Source organism: Nocardia sp. CA-129566 (assembly GCF_050956075.1).
GTDB lineage: Bacteria > Actinomycetota > Actinomycetes > Mycobacteriales > Mycobacteriaceae > Nocardia.
Genome location: NZ_CP192085.1, coordinates 6,782,906 through 6,798,778 on the forward strand (window position 1 = coordinate 6,782,906; position 15,873 = coordinate 6,798,778).

At 67.6% G+C, this 15,873-nt stretch carries 14 protein-coding genes and 2 pseudogenes; 9 read left to right on the forward strand and 7 right to left on the reverse strand.

Annotated features, from left to right (window positions below):
- Positions 1-12 precede the first annotated feature (12 nt).
- Complete coding sequence (gene ctaC, locus ACQP0C_RS29820; protein ID WP_433734702.1) at positions 13-1,065, reverse strand: aa3-type cytochrome oxidase subunit II; 1,053 nt, start codon at positions 1,063-1,065, stop codon at positions 13-15.
- Between the two features lie 529 nt (positions 1,066-1,594).
- On the opposite strand from ctaC, the gene asnB reads away from it, so the two are divergent.
- Positions 1,595-3,538 (forward strand): asparagine synthase (glutamine-hydrolyzing), encoded by a 1,944-nt coding sequence (asnB, locus tag ACQP0C_RS29825; protein WP_433725261.1) that lies wholly within the window; start codon positions 1,595-1,597, stop codon positions 3,536-3,538.
- A 94-nt stretch (positions 3,539-3,632) separates the two neighbouring features.
- Here asnB and ACQP0C_RS29830 read toward each other — a convergent pair whose 3' ends face one another.
- Positions 3,633-4,601 (reverse strand): carbohydrate kinase family protein, encoded by a 969-nt coding sequence (locus tag ACQP0C_RS29830; protein WP_433725263.1) that lies wholly within the window; start codon positions 4,599-4,601, stop codon positions 3,633-3,635.
- Between the two features lie 205 nt (positions 4,602-4,806).
- Positions 4,807-5,157 carry a HesB/IscA family protein gene (locus ACQP0C_RS29835; protein ID WP_040688522.1) on the reverse strand — a complete coding sequence of 117 codons (351 nt, stop codon included), beginning with the start codon at positions 5,155-5,157 and terminating at the stop codon, positions 4,807-4,809.
- A gap of 173 nt (positions 5,158-5,330) precedes the next feature.
- On the opposite strand from ACQP0C_RS29835, the gene ACQP0C_RS29840 reads away from it, so the two are divergent.
- Positions 5,331-6,002 carry a DUF3043 domain-containing protein gene (locus tag ACQP0C_RS29840; protein WP_433725265.1) on the forward strand — a complete coding sequence of 224 codons (672 nt, stop codon included), beginning with the start codon at positions 5,331-5,333 and terminating at the stop codon, positions 6,000-6,002.
- A gap of 62 nt (positions 6,003-6,064) precedes the next feature.
- Here the strand turns inward: ACQP0C_RS29840 and ACQP0C_RS29845 are convergent, their stop codons facing one another.
- Positions 6,065-6,223 (reverse strand): hypothetical protein, encoded by a 159-nt coding sequence (locus ACQP0C_RS29845; protein ID WP_433679588.1) that lies wholly within the window; start codon positions 6,221-6,223, stop codon positions 6,065-6,067.
- 86 nt (positions 6,224-6,309) lie between these two features.
- Between ACQP0C_RS29845 and ACQP0C_RS29850 the strand changes: the two genes are divergently transcribed.
- The 6 genes and pseudogenes from ACQP0C_RS29850 to ACQP0C_RS29875 all read left to right on the forward strand — a co-directional run bounded on the left by ACQP0C_RS29850 (position 6,310) and on the right by ACQP0C_RS29875 (position 11,232).
- Positions 6,310-7,293 carry a helix-turn-helix domain-containing protein gene (locus ACQP0C_RS29850; protein ID WP_433725267.1) on the forward strand — a complete coding sequence of 328 codons (984 nt, stop codon included), beginning with the start codon at positions 6,310-6,312 and terminating at the stop codon, positions 7,291-7,293.
- 79 nt (positions 7,294-7,372) lie between these two features.
- Positions 7,373-7,507: pseudogene (locus ACQP0C_RS29855) on the forward strand (NAD(P)-dependent oxidoreductase); the annotation flags it as partial.
- 50 nt (positions 7,508-7,557) lie between these two features.
- A complete protein-coding gene (gene cobU, locus ACQP0C_RS29860) occupies positions 7,558-8,112 on the forward strand; it encodes a bifunctional adenosylcobinamide kinase/adenosylcobinamide-phosphate guanylyltransferase (protein WP_433725269.1) in 555 nt (184 codons plus the stop codon).
- Between the two features lie 325 nt (positions 8,113-8,437).
- Positions 8,438-9,517 (forward strand): annotated as a pseudogene (gene cobT, locus ACQP0C_RS29865) (nicotinate-nucleotide--dimethylbenzimidazole phosphoribosyltransferase); the annotation flags it as partial.
- Positions 9,518-9,638: 121 nt separating this feature from the next.
- On the forward strand, positions 9,639-10,388 hold the full coding sequence (locus ACQP0C_RS29870; protein ID WP_433725271.1) for an adenosylcobinamide-GDP ribazoletransferase: 750 nt from the start codon (positions 9,639-9,641) through the stop codon (positions 10,386-10,388).
- A 130-nt stretch (positions 10,389-10,518) separates the two neighbouring features.
- Positions 10,519-11,232: an MBL fold metallo-hydrolase gene (locus tag ACQP0C_RS29875; RefSeq protein WP_433725273.1), complete on the forward strand. Its 714-nt coding sequence runs from the start codon at positions 10,519-10,521 to the stop codon at positions 11,230-11,232.
- Positions 11,233-11,245: 13 nt separating this feature from the next.
- Here ACQP0C_RS29875 and ACQP0C_RS29880 read toward each other — a convergent pair whose 3' ends face one another.
- Together ACQP0C_RS29880 and gcvT are read right to left on the reverse strand one after the other, a co-directional pair.
- A complete protein-coding gene (locus tag ACQP0C_RS29880; protein WP_433725274.1) occupies positions 11,246-12,346 on the reverse strand; it encodes a branched-chain amino acid aminotransferase in 1,101 nt (366 codons plus the stop codon).
- A 57-nt stretch (positions 12,347-12,403) separates the two neighbouring features.
- Positions 12,404-13,504, reverse strand: coding sequence for a glycine cleavage system aminomethyltransferase GcvT (gene gcvT / locus ACQP0C_RS29885; protein WP_433725276.1), 1,101 nt, complete (start codon positions 13,502-13,504; stop codon positions 12,404-12,406).
- A gap of 203 nt (positions 13,505-13,707) precedes the next feature.
- On the opposite strand from gcvT, the gene ACQP0C_RS29890 reads away from it, so the two are divergent.
- Entirely contained in the window at positions 13,708-15,255 is a 1,548-nt protein-coding gene (locus ACQP0C_RS29890) for a leucyl aminopeptidase (RefSeq protein WP_433725278.1), read from the forward strand.
- Between the two features lie 177 nt (positions 15,256-15,432).
- Here the strand turns inward: ACQP0C_RS29890 and ACQP0C_RS29895 are convergent, their stop codons facing one another.
- Positions 15,433-15,795, reverse strand: coding sequence for an oxidoreductase (locus ACQP0C_RS29895; protein ID WP_433725280.1), 363 nt, complete (start codon positions 15,793-15,795; stop codon positions 15,433-15,435).
- Positions 15,796-15,873 lie beyond the last annotated feature (78 nt).

A 15,873-nucleotide genomic window follows, 5' to 3' on the forward strand; every position in this document is an offset into this window, starting at 1 on the left:
TCAGATCAGTCCTCACTTGCTCTCTGCCGCGGCCGCGCTCTTGGTGTCGCGCTTGGTGTTGAACGGCTGGGTCGAGGTGGCGACCGGGGATTCATTGATGGACTCGAGCGCCTCGGCGTTGGTCTTACCCGCCTTGCGCGCATCAATGTACTTGGTGAACTTCTCCGGCGACACCGCACGGACCTCGAAGTTCATCATCGAGTGGAAGGTGCCGCACATCTCGGCGCAGCGGCCGACGAACGCGCCTTCCTTCTCGATCTTGGTGATCTGGAAGACGTTATCGGAGTGGTTTTCCTTCGGGTTCGGCATCACGTCGCGCTTGAACAAGAACTCCGGCACCCAGAAGGCGTGCACCACGTCGGCGGCGGCCAGCTGGAACTCGATGATCTTGCCGGTCGGCAGCACGAGCACCGGAATCTCGGAGCTGGAGCCGACGGTCTCGACCTTGTCGTAGTGCAGGTAGGACAGGATGTCGTTCTCCGGCTTGCCGTGCACCGGGCCCGGCTGCGGGTGACCGTCCTTGGTCCGCTCCTTGTACTCCTCGAGCTGCTCCTGGTTGGCGTCCTCGCGGGCCTTATCGATGCCGTCGAAGCGGAAGCCGTCCTTGAAGTCGACATTGCGGTAGCCGAACTTCCAGTTCCACTGGAAGGCGGTCACGTCGACGGTCACGTCCGGGTTGGCGACCTTCTCGTGCACGTAGTTCTGCACGACCACGGTGAAGTAGAACAGCACCGCGATGATGACGAACGGCACGGCGGTGTAGGTCAGCTCCAGCGGCACGTTGTAACCGGTCTGGCGCGGGAACTCCGGGGAGTCCTTCTTCTTGCGGTGGAAGGTGACGGTCCAGAAGGTCAGACCCCACACCAGCACACCCATCAACAATGCCGCGATGACCGACCATGTCCACAGCTCCCGCATCCGGGTCGCCTGCGGCGTGACACCCGAGGGCCAGCCGAATCGCAGCCAAACATTGTCGATCGAGCAGCCCGAGACGAGCATCGCGGTGATCCCCAGGGACACCGCCAGCCCGGCCCGCCTGAGGAGACGGCCCTGCCGACCCTTCACGGGGCGTGCCCCGATCTCGTCGCTCGCCTTGTGCGCCACGCTCACGCCTTCCTGGTCGCCACACATTCCGACAGTGCACCGCCCGGGTTGCGATCGCCTGGCGGTACGTCTTAAGCACGTTTCAGGGCATTCCGGTCGGCCTGCCCGTCCGGGCGCGATCCAACTGAGAATGTCCTGAGTACTACGCAGCGTAGACCAAACCGGCGCCCCCTTTGACGTCGGGTCGGATTCGACACTCCGCCGGTCCCGGGGCGGGTCCGGTCACCCGGACATCGTCCCAGTACAGCGCGTGCGCCGCGACCGGATTCGGCACGTGCGACGTAGGCGGACACAACATTTCGGATGCCGCATGCGATGGCGACTCCCGGACCGGCATTCGCGCACGATCCGGTGGCGCGATACACGAATCCGCCCGGTGCGGCATACTCGGACACGAGATTTCGCCCTGTGCGCCCACCACTATCGGGCGCAGTCACCCAGTGATTCGGGCCAGTGCCCGTACCAAGTAGGAAACGAGGTTGCCGACGCCGTGTGTGGACTGCTCGGATTTCTGACATCTGATGCGGCAACCGATGACGTCGTAGAGCAGGTGTACAACGCCCTGCACTGCGTGCGCCATCGCGGCCCGGACGAGCGCGGCACCTGGCACGACGATCATGTGATCTACGGCTTCAACCGCCTGTCGATCATCGATATCGAGCATTCGCACCAGCCGCTGCGCTGGGGTCCGGCCGAGAATCGGGAGCGCTACGCGCTGACCTTCAACGGCGAGATCTACAACTACATCGAGATCCGCGCGGAGCTCGCGAAGGCGCATGCCGAGGAGTTCCCCGACGGCAAGATCTTCGAGACCGAGGGCGACGGCGAGGCCATCGTCGCGGCGTTCCACTACTGGGGTCCGGAGGCGGTGCGCAAGCTGCGCGGCATGTTCGCGTTCGCGGTCTGGGATACCGAGACCCAGGAGTTGTTCCTGGCGCGCGATCCGTTCGGCATCAAGCCGCTGTTCCTGGCGACCGGTCCCGGCGGGACCGCGTTCGGCAGTGAGAAGAAGAGCCTGTTGGAGCTGCTGCCCGCGCTCGGGCTCGCCGATGCGCTGGATCCACGGGCGCTGGAGCACTACACCGTGCTGCAGTACGTGCCGGAGCCGGAGACGCTGCACAAGGACATCCGCCGCCTGGAATCCGGGCACTACGCCACCGTGCGGGCGGGCGGAGCGCCGAAGATCACCCGCTACTTCAACCCGCAGTTCAAGGTGCGGGCCTTCGCTCCCGGCTCGGAGGGCGCCCGCTACCGGGAGATCGCCGAGGCACTGGAGGACTCCGTCGCCAAGCACATGCGCGCGGATGTGACCGTCGGCTCATTCCTGTCCGGCGGTATCGACTCCACCGCGGTCGCGGCGCTGGCCATGCGGCACAACCCGAAGCTGATCACCTTCACCACCGGCTTCGAACGTGAGGGCTACTCCGAGGTCGACGTGGCGGCCGAGAGCGCGGAGGCGATCGGCGCGCGGCATATCGTGAAGGTCGTCTCCCCCGCCGAATTCGCCGCGGCGATCCCCGAAATCGTCTGGTACCTCGACGATCCGGTGGCCGACCCGGCGCTGGTGCCGCTGTACTTCGTGGCCAAGGAGGCGCGCAAGCACGTCAAGGTGGTGCTCTCGGGTGAGGGCGCGGACGAGCTGTTCGGCGGGTACACGATCTACCGGGAACCCTTGTCGCTCAGGCCCTTCGAATATCTGCCGCGCGGGGTCCGCAAGCTGGCGGGCAGGCTGTCGGAGCGGATTCCGGACGGTACGCGCGGTAAGAGCCTGCTGCACCGCGGCTCACTCCCCCTCGAGGAGCGCTACTACGGCAACGCGCGCAGCTTCAGCGACGCGCAGTTGCGTGCGGTGCTGCGGGAATTCCGGCCGGAGTGGACCCATCAGGACGTCACCGCGCCGATTTACGCGCAGTCGCGCGGCTGGGATCCGGTGGCGCGCATGCAGCATCTGGATCTCTACACCTGGCTGCGCGGCGACATCCTGGTCAAGGCCGACAAGATGACCATGGCGAATTCGCTCGAGCTGCGGGTGCCGTTCCTGGACTCCGAGGTGCTGAAGGTGGCCGAACAGCTGCCCTACGAGCAGAAGATCACCAAGGAGACCACCAAATACGCATTGCGCCAGGCGCTGGAGGGCATCGTCCCGCCGCATGTGCTGCACCGCGCGAAGCTGGGTTTCCCGGTCCCGCTGCGGCACTGGCTGCGCGGCACCGAACTCTACGACTGGGCCCACCTGCAGATCGCCGAATCGCAGACCGATCACCTGCTCGACAAGGGCGCGATCAAGAGCATGCTCGAAGACCACCGCGCAGGCCGCGGCGACCACAGCCGCCGCCTGTGGACCCTGCTCGTCTTCATGGTCTGGCACGGCATCTTCGTCGAACACCGCATCACCCCTGACATCCAGGAGCCGGTCTACCCCGTTTCGCTGTAGTCACTGCCGCGCGCGAATCGGCGCGCGGCGCAACGCAAACGGCCGCACCTACCTACGTGGTAGATGCGGCCGTTTTGTGAGCGGTCCAGGAAGGTCAGAGGAGGGGCTTGATATCGTCGGCGGCCTCGGGGCCATAGGCGGTGGTCAGGCGTTCGAGGGCACCGTCCTTGCTGAGGGTCCACTCCTGGGTGCCCATGGTCTCGAGGACGAGAACCGCGATGAGAGAACCCAATTGGGCGGAGCGCTCCAGGGAGAGTCCGGCGGTGTGGCCGGTGAGGAAGCCCGCGCGGAAGGCGTCGCCGACGCCGGTCGGCTCGACCTTGTTCACCTCGGGGACCACGCCGACGGTCACCTCGGTGCCGTCGCGGTCGACGATCTGCACGCCGTCCTTGCCGAGGGTGGTGACGCGGACACCGACCTTGCGCGCGATCTCCTCCTCGCTCAGACCGGTCTTCTGCAGCAGCAGCGCCCACTCGTACTTATTGGTGAAAAGGTATGCGGCGCCGTCGATCAGCTGGACGGCCTGGTCGCCGTCGAGGCGGGCCAGCTGCTGGGACGGGTCGGCGGCGAACGGGATGCCGAGTTCGCGGCATTCGGCGGTGTGCCGCAGCATGGCCTCGGGATCATTGGCGCCGATGAGCACCAGGTCGAGGGTGTGATCCTCGGCGAGTTCACCGATCGAGATATCGCGGGCCTCGCTCATCGCCCCCGGGTAGAAGGAGGCGATCTGGGCCATATCGTCATCGGTCGTGCAGACGAAGCGTGCGGTATGCGCCCGCTCCGAGATCCGGACGGTGGAGCAGTCGACGCCGTTCTTCTCCAGCCAGGCGCGGTACTCCCCGAAATCCGCGCCGACCGCGCCGACGAGCAGCGGTGTGCGGTTCAAAACGCCCATGGCGTAGGCGATATTGCCCCCGACACCGCCCTTTCGGATCTGCAGATCGTCGACGAGAAAACTCACCGACACATGATCGAGTTGATCGGCGAGCAGCGCGTCGGAGAACCGGCCAGGGAAACGCATGAGGTGGTCGGTCGCAATGGACGCGGACACGGCGATAGACACGAAGCTGAGCCCTTCGGTAGGCGGCTGGACGGTGAAGACTCGGAAAACTAGGTCCCCGTCTTTACCGTACCTTCCCGTCTGCCCGGATACGCCTTCCCGCCGCGGCAATATTCAGCCGATCAGCGAGTGCCGCCCGATTCTCAGCGTGGACGAACGGTCAGCAAATCGCCGGGTCTCGGATGGACCCGGCGACAGACTTCGGAGATCAGTTGAACGAGTCGCCGCAGGCGCAGGAACCCGTCGCATTCGGGTTGTCGATCGTGAAGCCCTGCTTCTCGATGGTGTCGACGAAGTCGATCGAGGCGCCCTGCACATACGGCGCGCTCATCCGGTCGACGGCCAGCTTGACCCCGCCGAAGTCGACGGTCAGGTCACCGTCGAGCGAGCGGTCGTCGAAGAAGAGCTGATAACGCAGGCCGGCACAGCCGCCCGGCTGCACGGCGATACGCAGGGCCAGGTCGTCGCGACCCTCCTGGTCCAGCAGCGCCTTCGCCTTGCTGGCGGCGGCGTCGGTCAGAGTCACACCGTGGGTGGTCGTCTCGTCTTGCACAGTCATGAACTCTCCTCAGGACAGCTGTGTTCAACCCGTGAACAGCGCACGGCTCGTGGCTGTCAACACCACTCAGCGGGCTGTTATTCCCCCATCTTGCCACCACCGGCCCCGACCGTGGACACAACCTCCCACCGACCACATTTCCGGCTGCGTAATGCATCGAATAGCCTGGTCGCGTGAAATTGTTCCGTCGCGGCGAGTCCAGCACCACCGACGAGAGCGCCGACCAGACGGCGGGCTCGGACGGCGGCTCGACCGCAGTCTCGATCTCGAAAGCGGCCATCGCCACCGAAGGCAAGGGCCGCCCCACTCCGAAACGTCGTGACGCCCAAGGCAAGCGGCGCGGCCCGGTGGCCCCGGCACCACTCACCGCCAAGGAGGCGCGCGCCCGCCGCAAGGCCACGCGCGGCAACCGCGAGGAGCGCAAGGCGGCCTCGGCCGAGCGTCGTTTGGCCGCCCAGGATCGGCGCGCCAGGATGCTCGCCGGCGAGGACAAGTACCTACTGCCGCGCGATCAGGGTCCGGTGCGGGCGTACGTGCGCGACATCGTCGACGCCCGGCGCAACCTGGTCGGGCTGTTCATGCCGATGGCGCTGGTACTGATCCTGTCGATGTTCGTGGCGCCCGCGCTGCAGACCATTGTGACGTTGGCCATGCTGGTGATGATGGTGTTCATGACCGCCGAGGGGTTCCTGCTCGGCCGGATCGTCAACGGGCGGGTGCGCGAGCGCTTCCCGGACAGCACCGATACCGGGTACAAGCTGGGTTGGTATGCCTTTGTCCGCGCCTCACAGATTCGCAAGATGCGGGCACCCAAGCCGCGCGTCGGCCCAGGCGACGCGGTCTAGATCCATCACGCCCCGACAGCCGCACACCTTCGAGGAGGTGTGCGGCTGTCGGCGTTTCCGGGTCAGTGGTGGTGCGAGCGGGCGAGGATCGCGGACAGATCGGACTGCAGACGCTGGGCGTCACGATCGATGACATTCGCCGATCCAGCGCGGGCGCCTCCTCGTGTGATGAGGACCGCGAAGCCCACCACGACCGCCATGCTTACGAGAAAAGTAATCATGGCAGTAATTTTGCGCTCGATGATTTACCGCCGAAAGTGGCTGTACTGACATTGTTCGCAAAGATTCAGCCAGGTACTCTGTAGCGATGCTGTCCAAGGTCGCCGTTGTGCTCTCGGAGCGCTTGGCCATGTTCGAATTCGGCGTGGTCTGTGAGGTTTTCGGGCTCGATCGCACCGCGGACGGACTGCCCGGATTCGATTTCAAGGTGTGCGGTGCCGAACCGGGCAAGCCGCTGCCGTCCACCACGCCGGGCATCACCGTTACGCCGGAGTACGGGCTGGAGGAGTTGACGAAGGCCGATCTCGTGGCGATTCCGGCCTTTCCCGCTTCCGCGTTCGAAAACGGGCTCGACCCGCGCGTCGTCGGCGCGATCCGCGCGGCCTCGGATGCCGGGGCGATCGTGCTCACCGTGTGTTCCGGGGCGTTCCTGGCCGGGGCGGCCGGACTGCTCGACGGTCGCAAATGCACGACGCACTGGCGTTATGTGGACCAGTTGGCCGCGCAGTTCCCGGAGGCGACCGTCGATCCCGATGTGCTGTTCGTCGACGAAGGCAATCTGATCACCTCCGCCGGCACGGCGGCGGGCATCGACGCCTGCCTGCACCTGGTGCGCCGGGAGATCGGCAGCTCGGTCGCGAACGCGATCGCCCGGCGCATGGTGGTGCCGCCGCAGCGCGATGGCGGACAGCGCCAATTCATCGAGCGCCCGGTCCCCGAATGCACCTCCGACAGCCTCAGCTCCACCCTGCAGTGGATGAGCGAAAACCTCGCGCTGCCGCACACGATCGACGATCTCGCCGCCCGCTCGGTGATGTCCACCCGCACCTTCGCCCGCCGCTTCGCCGCCGAAACCGGGACCACCCCGGTGAAATGGCTGACCAACCAGCGCGTGCTCTACGCCAAGCACCTGCTCGAGGACACCGACGAGGGTCTGGAACAGATTGCCGCACAAGCCGGTTTCGGTTCCGGCGCGCTGCTGCGGCATCACTTCCAGAAGGTCGTCGGCATCGCGCCGACCGAGTACCGCCGCCGCTTCGGGGCCGCGGAGGCAACCGAACAACGCTCCTGAGCGCGCCAATGGGGCGTTCCGCGCGGAATCGTCGTTCCTCCTGCAGATCGAGACCGGGCGCCCGACCGCAGGGAGCGTACCGATCCGAGCCGCCGCCCTGCCCGGCATCGAAGTGCTGAGCCTGGACGAACTGCTCGAGCGCGCCGACCTGATCTCGGTGCACCTGCCGAAGACCCCCGAGACCAAGGGCATCATCGGCCAGGAAGCCATCGCCGCCGATCAGCGCGACGCGGGTGTAAAGGACGGAATTGATACGGTGCTGCGGTGTCGGACAGCTCACCTGCCAGCAACCGCCCGCACCGCATTCTGGTAGTCGGCGGCGCGCGATCGGGCAAATCCGCGTTCGCGGAAGTGCTGGCGGCCGAAGGCGGCCCGGTGCGTTATATCGCCACCGCGATTCCCGATCCGGCCGATCTCGACTTCGCCGAACGCATCGCCCGCCACCGCGACCGCAGGCCCGCGGATTGGACCGTACTCGAAAGCGCCGATCCGGCAGCGGTGCTGAGCGCCGCTCCCCCGGCCGGAACCACACTGATCGACGATATCGGCACCTGGCTCACCGCCCGCATCGATGCCCGCGCCGCCTGGGACGCCCCGCGCGGCACCATCGCCCCTGACACGGACGCCCTGGTCACCGCCGTCGCCGCATATCCGGGCCGCCTGGTGATCGTGACCCCCGAGGTCGGTATGGGCGTCATCCCGGCCACCCGCTCCGGGCGCCTGTTCCGCGATGAAATCGGCACCCTCAACCAGCGCCTCGCGCAATCCTGCGATGAGGCCTTCTTCATCGTCGCGGGCCTGCCGCTGCGCCTGAAGTAAGGCAGCGCGAAATAGCCGCCTCCGCTCGGGATCCACATTCTTGTGGGCGCCAGGATCCGACGAAGGGGGCGACTGTCTGCTGACGGCAGGTGTGGCACGAGGGGTTGCGGCGCCCGAATCTCAACGAAGTGTGTGACCGTTTGCTGGCGACAGGCGCGGGCGCCGGAGGAGGTGCCCGGATCCGGGCGGAGGGGGCGACTCTGTGCTGACGGCGAGCGCGCGTGCGGGGTGGGTCGAGACGGCGGACGGGGGTCGCGGCAAGATTGGGCCGGATAAGGACTGCGCGGTGTAGGAATGAACTGCCCCGACCCGGAAAGGCTCGACAGTGACAGACGGATTCGGACCGGTTACGCCACCCGACGCGGGAATTCGGGCGGCGGCCGAGCAGCGGCAGGCGCAGCTGACCAAACCCGGTGGCGCGCTCGGGCGGCTGGAAACACTGGGGAATTGGGTGTCGGCGTGCCAAGGGGTATGTCCGCCGAAGCAGTTCGAGCGGGCGCGGGTGGTGGTGTTCGCCGGGGATCACGGCGTTGCGCGCCATGGTGTTTCGGCATATCCGAGTGAGGTGACCGCGCAGATGGTCGCCAATTTCCTCGGCGGCGGAGCGGCAGTGAATACGCTGGCCGGGGTGGCTGACGCGACCGTCCGCGTCGTCGATATCTCCGTCGACGCCGATACCGATGCGCGCGTCGACACGCACAAGGTGCGCCGGTCCAGCGGGGCGATCGACCGTGAGGACGCGCTCAGCGACGAGGAGATCCAGGCGGCACTCGCGGCGGGCAAGGCAATCGCCGACGAGGAGATCGACGGGGGCGCCGACCTACTGATCGCGGGCGATATGGGGATCGGCAACACCACTCCGGCGACCGTCCTCATCGCGACCCTCACCGATACCGAGCCGATCGCCGCCGTCGGCCGCGGCACCGGCGTGGACGATGCGGGCTGGGTCCGCAAGGTGGCCGCGATCCGCGATGCCATGCGCCGCGCCCGCCCGGTCGCCAAGGATCCGGTGGAGCTGCTGCGCGTGGCCGCGGGCGCCGATTTCGCCGCCATGGCGGGTTTCCTCGCCCAAGCCGCGATCCGCCGCACCCCCGTCATCCTCGACGGTGTGGTGGTCACCGCGGCCGCCCTGGTCGCGGAGGACCTGGCGGCGGGCGCCAGCGCCTGGTGGCTCGCGGGCCACCGCTCCACCGAACCCGCCCACACCCTCGCGCTACGCCACCTGCGCCTCGACCCGCTCCTCGACCTCGATATGCGCCTCGGCGAAGGCTCCGGCGCCCTCACCGCCCTCCCCATCCTCCGCGCCGCCGTCGCCACTCTCGCCGACATGGCGACCTTCGCGGAAGCCGGTGTGAGCACGGCCGATTCGGCCGCCGAAGCCGAAGCCGAAGCCGAAGCCGAAGCCGAAGCCGAAGCCGAAGCCGAAGCCGAAGCCGAAGCCGAAGCCGAAGCCGAAGCCGAAGCCGAAGCCGGGACCAGCATCGCCCCTGACGCGACCGTACAGCCGGACCTGCGGAAATAGGCGGGTGGCCGGTTTGCGGCTTGCGGTGTCCTGGCTGACGGTGCTGCCGGTGCGGGGGCCGGACCGTGTCGATCGTGGGGCGGCCGGGCGGGCGATCGCACTGGCGCCGTTCGTGGGGGCCGGGTTGGGCGGGGCTGCTGCCGGAATGCTGTGGATGCTGGTGTGGGCCGGGGCGGGGGCACCGCTCGCGGGACTGGTCGTGGTTGCCGGGTTGGCGCTGATCACTCGAGGGATGCATCTAGATGGGCTGGCCGACACGATGGACGGGTTGGGGTCCTATGGCTCGCCCGAGCGCGCCAGGCAGGTGATGAAGAGCGGTGGGGCCGGGCCGTTCGGGGTGGCCGCGATCGTATTCGCCGTTGGGATCCAGGCGTTTTCGTTCGCCGGGCTGGCGCAGGCCGACCGCTGGTCCGCGGTGGTGCTCGCGGTGGCCGTCGGCCGGGTGGCGGTGGTGCTCGCCTGTCGCCGCGGCCTCGAGGCCGCCCCCGACACCGGCTTCGGCGCACTGGTCGCCGGCACCCAGCGCCCGATCACCATCGCGCTCTGGGTGGCGCTCGCCCTTGTCGCCAGCGCCTGCACAGTCCCGGAGCACCGCTGGCTCGGTCCGCTCGTTGTCCTTGTCGCCCTGGGCATTTCGGCCCAGCTGGTCCGACATTCCACGCGCCGCTTCGGCGGCCTCTCCGGCGATATCCTCGGCGCGACACTCGAGATTTCCGTAGCCATCAGCGCCGCCGGACTATCCCTGGGCGCCTGACCCACCCGCCGCATCCCAGCGCCAACCGGCCACTCGGCCAGCGGCCCGGTCGGGTCGCCCGGTGCGCTCCGCACCAGGAGATAGCTGGCATGGTGCGCGCATTGTCTGGGTCGGGCAATAAGGTGGGCGTATGTCTTCCGAACGCCTCTACTTTCGTCAGCTGTTATCCGGTCGGGACTTCGCCGTGGGTGATCCGATCGCGACTCAGATGCGGAACTTCGCCTATTTGATCGGCGACCGGGAGACCGGAGAGTGTGTGGTGGTAGACCCGGCGTATGCGGCGGGAGATCTGGTCGATATCGCCGAGGGCGACGGACTGCGGCTGACGGGAGTGCTCGCCACCCATCACCATCCGGATCATGTCGGCGGGACCATGCTCGGATTCACCCTGCGCGGAGTTCGGGAGCTGCTCGAGAAGACCAGCGTTGCGGTGCACGTCAATGCCCAGGAACTGTCGTGGGTCGCCAATGTCACCGGCATCGCGCCGAGTGAACTCACCGGACACGAGCACGGCGACAAGGTCGGCGTCGGCGCCTTCGATATCGAACTGCTGCACACCCCGGGCCATACACCGGGCAGCCAGTGCTTCCTGTTCGATAATCGCCTCATCGCGGGCGACACGCTCTTCGTCGACGGCTGCGGCCGCACCGACTTCCCCGGCGGTGACTCCGACGAAATGTTCCGCAGCCTGCGCTATCTCGCGAATCTGTCCGGTGACCCGGTCGTCTACCCGGGCCACTGGTACTCCGAGGAACCCTCCGCGACCCTCTCCTCGGTCAGGGAGAGCAACTATGTCATGCGGCCGCAAACCCTGGAGGAGTGGCGCATGTTCATGCCCAGCTGAACGCCGAGGCCACCTACATGCCGCGCATCCACCCGTGGATGTCGGCGAAGGTGCCGCGCTGGATGCCGGTCAACGTATCGCGCAGCGCCATGGTGACCTCACCGGGTTCGCCACCGCCGACGGAGAATTCGCCCTCGGCGGAGCGAACCCAGCCGACGGGGGTGATCACCGCGGCGGTCCCGCACGCGAAAACCTCAGTGATCTCACCGGATTCGGCGCCCCTGCGCCACTCCTCGACCGAGACCTTGCGCTCCTCGACCAGATAGCCCGAATCGGCGGCGAGGGTGAGCAGCGAGTCACGGGTGATGCCGGGCAACAGCGAACCGGACAGTTCGGGGGTCACCAGGCGCGCCTCGGAGCCGGAACCGAAGACGAAGAACAGATTGTTGGTGCCCATCTCCTCGACGTAGCGGCGCTCGCAGGCGTCGAGCCAGACGACCTGATCACAGCCCTTCTCCGAGGCCTGCGCCTGGGCGAGCAGCGAGGCCGCGTAGTTACCGGCGACCTTCGCCTCGCCGGTGCCGCCCGGTGCCGCGCGCACGTATTCGGTGGACAGCCAGACCCGCACCGGCTTCACACCGCGCGGGAAGTACGCGCCCGCAGGCGAACCCAGCAGCAGGTACTTGTAGGCGGAGGCGGGCTTCACGCCGAGCCCGGCCTCGGTGGCGAACATGAACGGCCGCAGGTACAGCGACTCCTCACCCCCGGCCGCGGGCACCCAGCCGCCGTCGACCTCGAGCAGTTGGCGTACGGATTCGATGAACAGTTCCTCCGGCAGTTCCGCCATCGCCATCCGGCGCGCGGACTTGCGGAAGCGCGCGGCATTCGCGTCGATGCGGAAACAGGAGATGCTGCCATCGTGCTGACGGTAGGCCTTCAGTCCCTCGAAGATGGCCTGGCCGTAGTGGAACACCATGGTCGCCGGATCCAATGCCAGCGGCCCGTACGGCTCGACGCGGGCATTGCCCCACCCTTCGCCCTCGGTGTAGTCGATGGAAACCATGTGGTCAGTGAAGAAGCGACCGAAACCGGGTGCCGCCAGGATCTCCTCTATCCGCTGCGCCGGGGTGGGCGCGGGATGCGGAATACGGGTGAACTGTGCGGCGACGGTCATGCGCCTGATCCTATCCGGCGCCGTCGCGCCGCGGCGCGCGTGTTCGGCAACCCCCGATCAGGAGGTGCGGACCTGGACGAACGGCGGACGGATGACCTGACAGCGCAGCCGACGACCGCGGACGTCGACCTCGACCTGCGCACCCGGTTCGATGCCCGCCTCGGTATCGAGCAGGGCCAGGGCGATGCCGATCTGCAGCGTGGGCGAGAAGGTGCCGGAGGTCGTTTCGCCGACGGGTACGCCGTCGCGCAATACCGACTGTCCCTGCCGCAGCACACCTCGATCGAGTGCCCTCAGCCCCAACAGGATTCGCCGCGGCCCGGCCGATTTCTCCTGCTCCAGCGCGTCCTTGCCCCAGAACTCGGGCTTGTTCCAGCCGACCGCCCACCCGCAGCGCGCCTGCACCGGCGAAATCTCCGGGGACAGTTCATGTCCGTGCAGCGGGTAACCCATTTCGGTGCGCAAGGTATCGCGTGCGCCGAGACCGGCTGGCTGTCCATCCTGTGCGCGGACCTGCTCGACGAGCGCGCGGAACAACGGCTCGGCATCGGCCCAACGCGGCAGCAGCTCATAACCGTGTTCACCGGTGTATCCGGTTCGGCAGACCCGCACCCGCCGCCCGCCCCAATCGGCGTCGGCGTAGGCCATGTACGCCATATCGGTCGGCAGCCCGAGCGCGGTGAGCACCTGCGTCGAACGCGGCCCCTGCACCGCGAACACACCGTAGTCGCGGTGCTCATCGGTCACCGTGATGCCCTCGGGCGCGACCTTCTGCAACTCGGCGACGACCGCCGCGGTGTTGGCGGCATTGGGCACCAGGAAGATCTCGTCATCGCTGACGTAGTAGGCGATCAGATCGTCGATCACGCCACCGTCGGGCGCGCAGCACAGTGTGTACTGCGCCTTGCCCGGCCGGATCCGGCCGAGATCATTGGTGAGCGCCGAATTCACGAAAGCCGCCGCACCCGCACCGCGCACCGTCGCCTTGCCGAGATGGCTCACATCGAACAGGCCGACGGTCGTGCGCACCGCCTGATGCTCGCCGACCGTCCCCGCGTAGGACACCGGCATCTGCCACCCGCCGAACGGCGCGAACTTCGCCCCGAGCTCGACGTGGACGTCATGGATCGGGCCTTGCAGCAGATTCGTCTCGGTCACCCGGCGAGCTTAACGCCGCCTGCGGCTCGCCCGCGCCCGCGCCGTGGATCGGCCCGGAACCACATGGACAGCAGAGTCGGACCGTCCTCGGGCACGGCGTGCGCCGGGCCGTCGGCTTCCGGCACTGCCACAATCGCAGGTACGAACCCCGATCCGGTGATGTCGCAGTGCGCCACCGAGCGTCGACCTAATAGCCTGTGCCCATGACCGCTGTTGCAGATCGCTCGCTCGGACCGGAACTGGACCTGGTCGATACCATCGGCCCCGACACCGACGTCCTGGTGATCGGATTGGTGTCCGGTGACGATGGCCCGACGATCGCCACCCTGGAGGACGACTTCGTCGACAACATCCTCACCGCGGAGGTACGCGCCGCGCTTCAGGAACAGCTGCGCGCCGTCGGCGCGAAGGGCAAGGCCGAGGAACTGACCCGGATTCCGGCGCCCGCAGGTCTGGGTGCGAAGAGTGTGCTCGCCGTCGGACTGGGCGCCCCGGACAAGATCGATGCCGAGCAGATCCGCCGCTCGGCCGGCGTGGCCGCGCGCTCGCTGACCGGTGTCGGCCGGGTCGTGACGACGCTGTCGGGTCTGGAGGGCGGTATCGGCCCGACCGCCGAGGGTTTCTTCCTCGGCGCGTACACATTCACCGCGTTCAAATCCGAGAACGCCAACGGCAAACCGGATGAGCAGCCGGTGCGCAAGGTCGAGCTCCTGGTCGGTGATCCGAGCGCGTCCTATCGCAAGGGTTTCGAGCACGACTGGGTGGTCGCCGAATCGATCGCCACCGCACGCGAATTCGTCAACACCCCGCCCAGCCACCTGTACCCGGCCGAATTCGCCGCCCGCGCAAAGACTCTCGGCGAGTCCGCCGGACTGCAGGTGGAGGTGCTCGACGATCAGGCGCTCGCCGACGGCGGCTACGGCGGTGTGCTCGGCGTCGGCAAGGGCTCCTCGCGCCCGCCCCGACTGGTCCGCCTGACCTACCGCGGCGGCGATAGGAAGAAGGTCGCGCTGATCGGCAAGGGCATCACCTTCGACACCGGCGGCATCTCCATCAAGCCCGCCGCGAATATGGAGAACATGACCTCGGACATGGCGGGCGCCGCCGCGGTCATCGCGGCTACCGTCGCCGCGGCCAAGCTGGAGCTGCCGGTCACCGTGATCGCGACCGTCCCGATGGCGGAGAACATGCCATCGGCCACCGCCCAGCGCCCCGGCGATGTGCTCACCCAATACGGCGGCAAGACCGTCGAGGTGCTGAACACCGATGCCGAGGGCCGCCTCATCCTGGCCGACGCGATCGTGCGCGCGAGCGAGGACGAGCCGGACTACCTCATCGACGTCGCCACCCTGACCGGCGCCCAGATGGTCGCGCTCGGCACCCGCACTCCCGGAGTCATGGGCACCGACGATTTCCGCGACCGCGTCGCCCGCATCTCCCGGCTGGCGGGCGAAAACGGCTGGGCCATGCCGCTTCCCACCGAACTGCGGGCCGATCTGAATTCGAAGGTCGCCGATCTCGCCAATGTCGCACCGCACCGCTGGGGCGGCATGCTCTCGGCGGCCATCTTCCTCAAGGAGTTCGTCCCGGAAGACGTGCAGTGGGCGCATCTGGACGTCGCGGGCCCGGCCTACAACACCGGCGGCCCCTTCGGCTATATCGGCAAGGGCGGCACCGGGGTTCCGGTGCGCACGCTGGTATCGGTGATCGAGGACATCGCTGCCGAGGCTCTGTCGGACGCATCGGAGTAACCACCGCGAGGCCCGACCACGAATGCAACGCCCGTCGCGGATCGCCGCGACGGGCTGCGCGTCGCCGCGACGGGCTGCGCGTCGCCGGACGCCGGAGCCTCGAACTCCACTGCGGGGGAGCCGGTTGCGTCACGGCGGTCTTCGCGCCGAGAACAAATTGAACGAAACGAACAGCAGCTAGAGGTCGCCCAGATCGCGTTCCAGCGCCCGCTGGCGCTCGATCCGCTTGCGAGCGTCGTAATCTCGCATCCGTTGTGGATATCCGGTTTTGCGGACGTCGTAGACGGGGATCCGCAAATCACCGGCTAGTCGCTGCGCTCCGCGCTCGCCGACGACCCGGCGCGTCCATTCGCCGTCGGCCGCGACCAAAACGACAGTGACATCGGTCACCGTCGTTTTGGGTTCTACATAGCCTTCGACCCCGATATGGGTGCGCACCCACTCGGCGAGATAGCGGGCATCCGCACCACTACCCATTCCCCCACGTAAACCGCTGCCACCCCGGGCCGCGCCGCCCCGGAAACGATCCAGCAAACCCAACGGCGCCGACCTCCTTTCACCTTCGATCGGGCGCTCGGCGCCCGTCATTCCATCTTGCCAGCCCACCGCAGTTCGCTG

Excerpts from the sequence above, each read along its gene's own strand:
- ACQP0C_RS29845 (WP_433679588.1), bottom strand. The coding sequence starts at position 6,223 with ATGATTACTTTTCTCGTAAGCATGGCGGTCGTGGTGGGCTTCGCGGTC.
- ACQP0C_RS29835 (WP_040688522.1), bottom strand. The coding sequence starts at position 5,157 with ATGACTGTGCAAGACGAGACGACCACCCACGGTGTGACTCTGACCGAC.
- ACQP0C_RS29875 (WP_433725273.1), top strand. The coding sequence starts at position 10,519 with ATGTCTTCCGAACGCCTCTACTTTCGTCAGCTGTTATCCGGTCGGGAC.
- ACQP0C_RS29880 (WP_433725274.1), bottom strand. The coding sequence starts at position 12,346 with ATGACCGTCGCCGCACAGTTCACCCGTATTCCGCATCCCGCGCCCACC.
- ACQP0C_RS29850 (WP_433725267.1), top strand. The coding sequence starts at position 6,310 with ATGCTGTCCAAGGTCGCCGTTGTGCTCTCGGAGCGCTTGGCCATGTTC.
- ACQP0C_RS29890 (WP_433725278.1), top strand. The coding sequence starts at position 13,708 with ATGACCGCTGTTGCAGATCGCTCGCTCGGACCGGAACTGGACCTGGTC.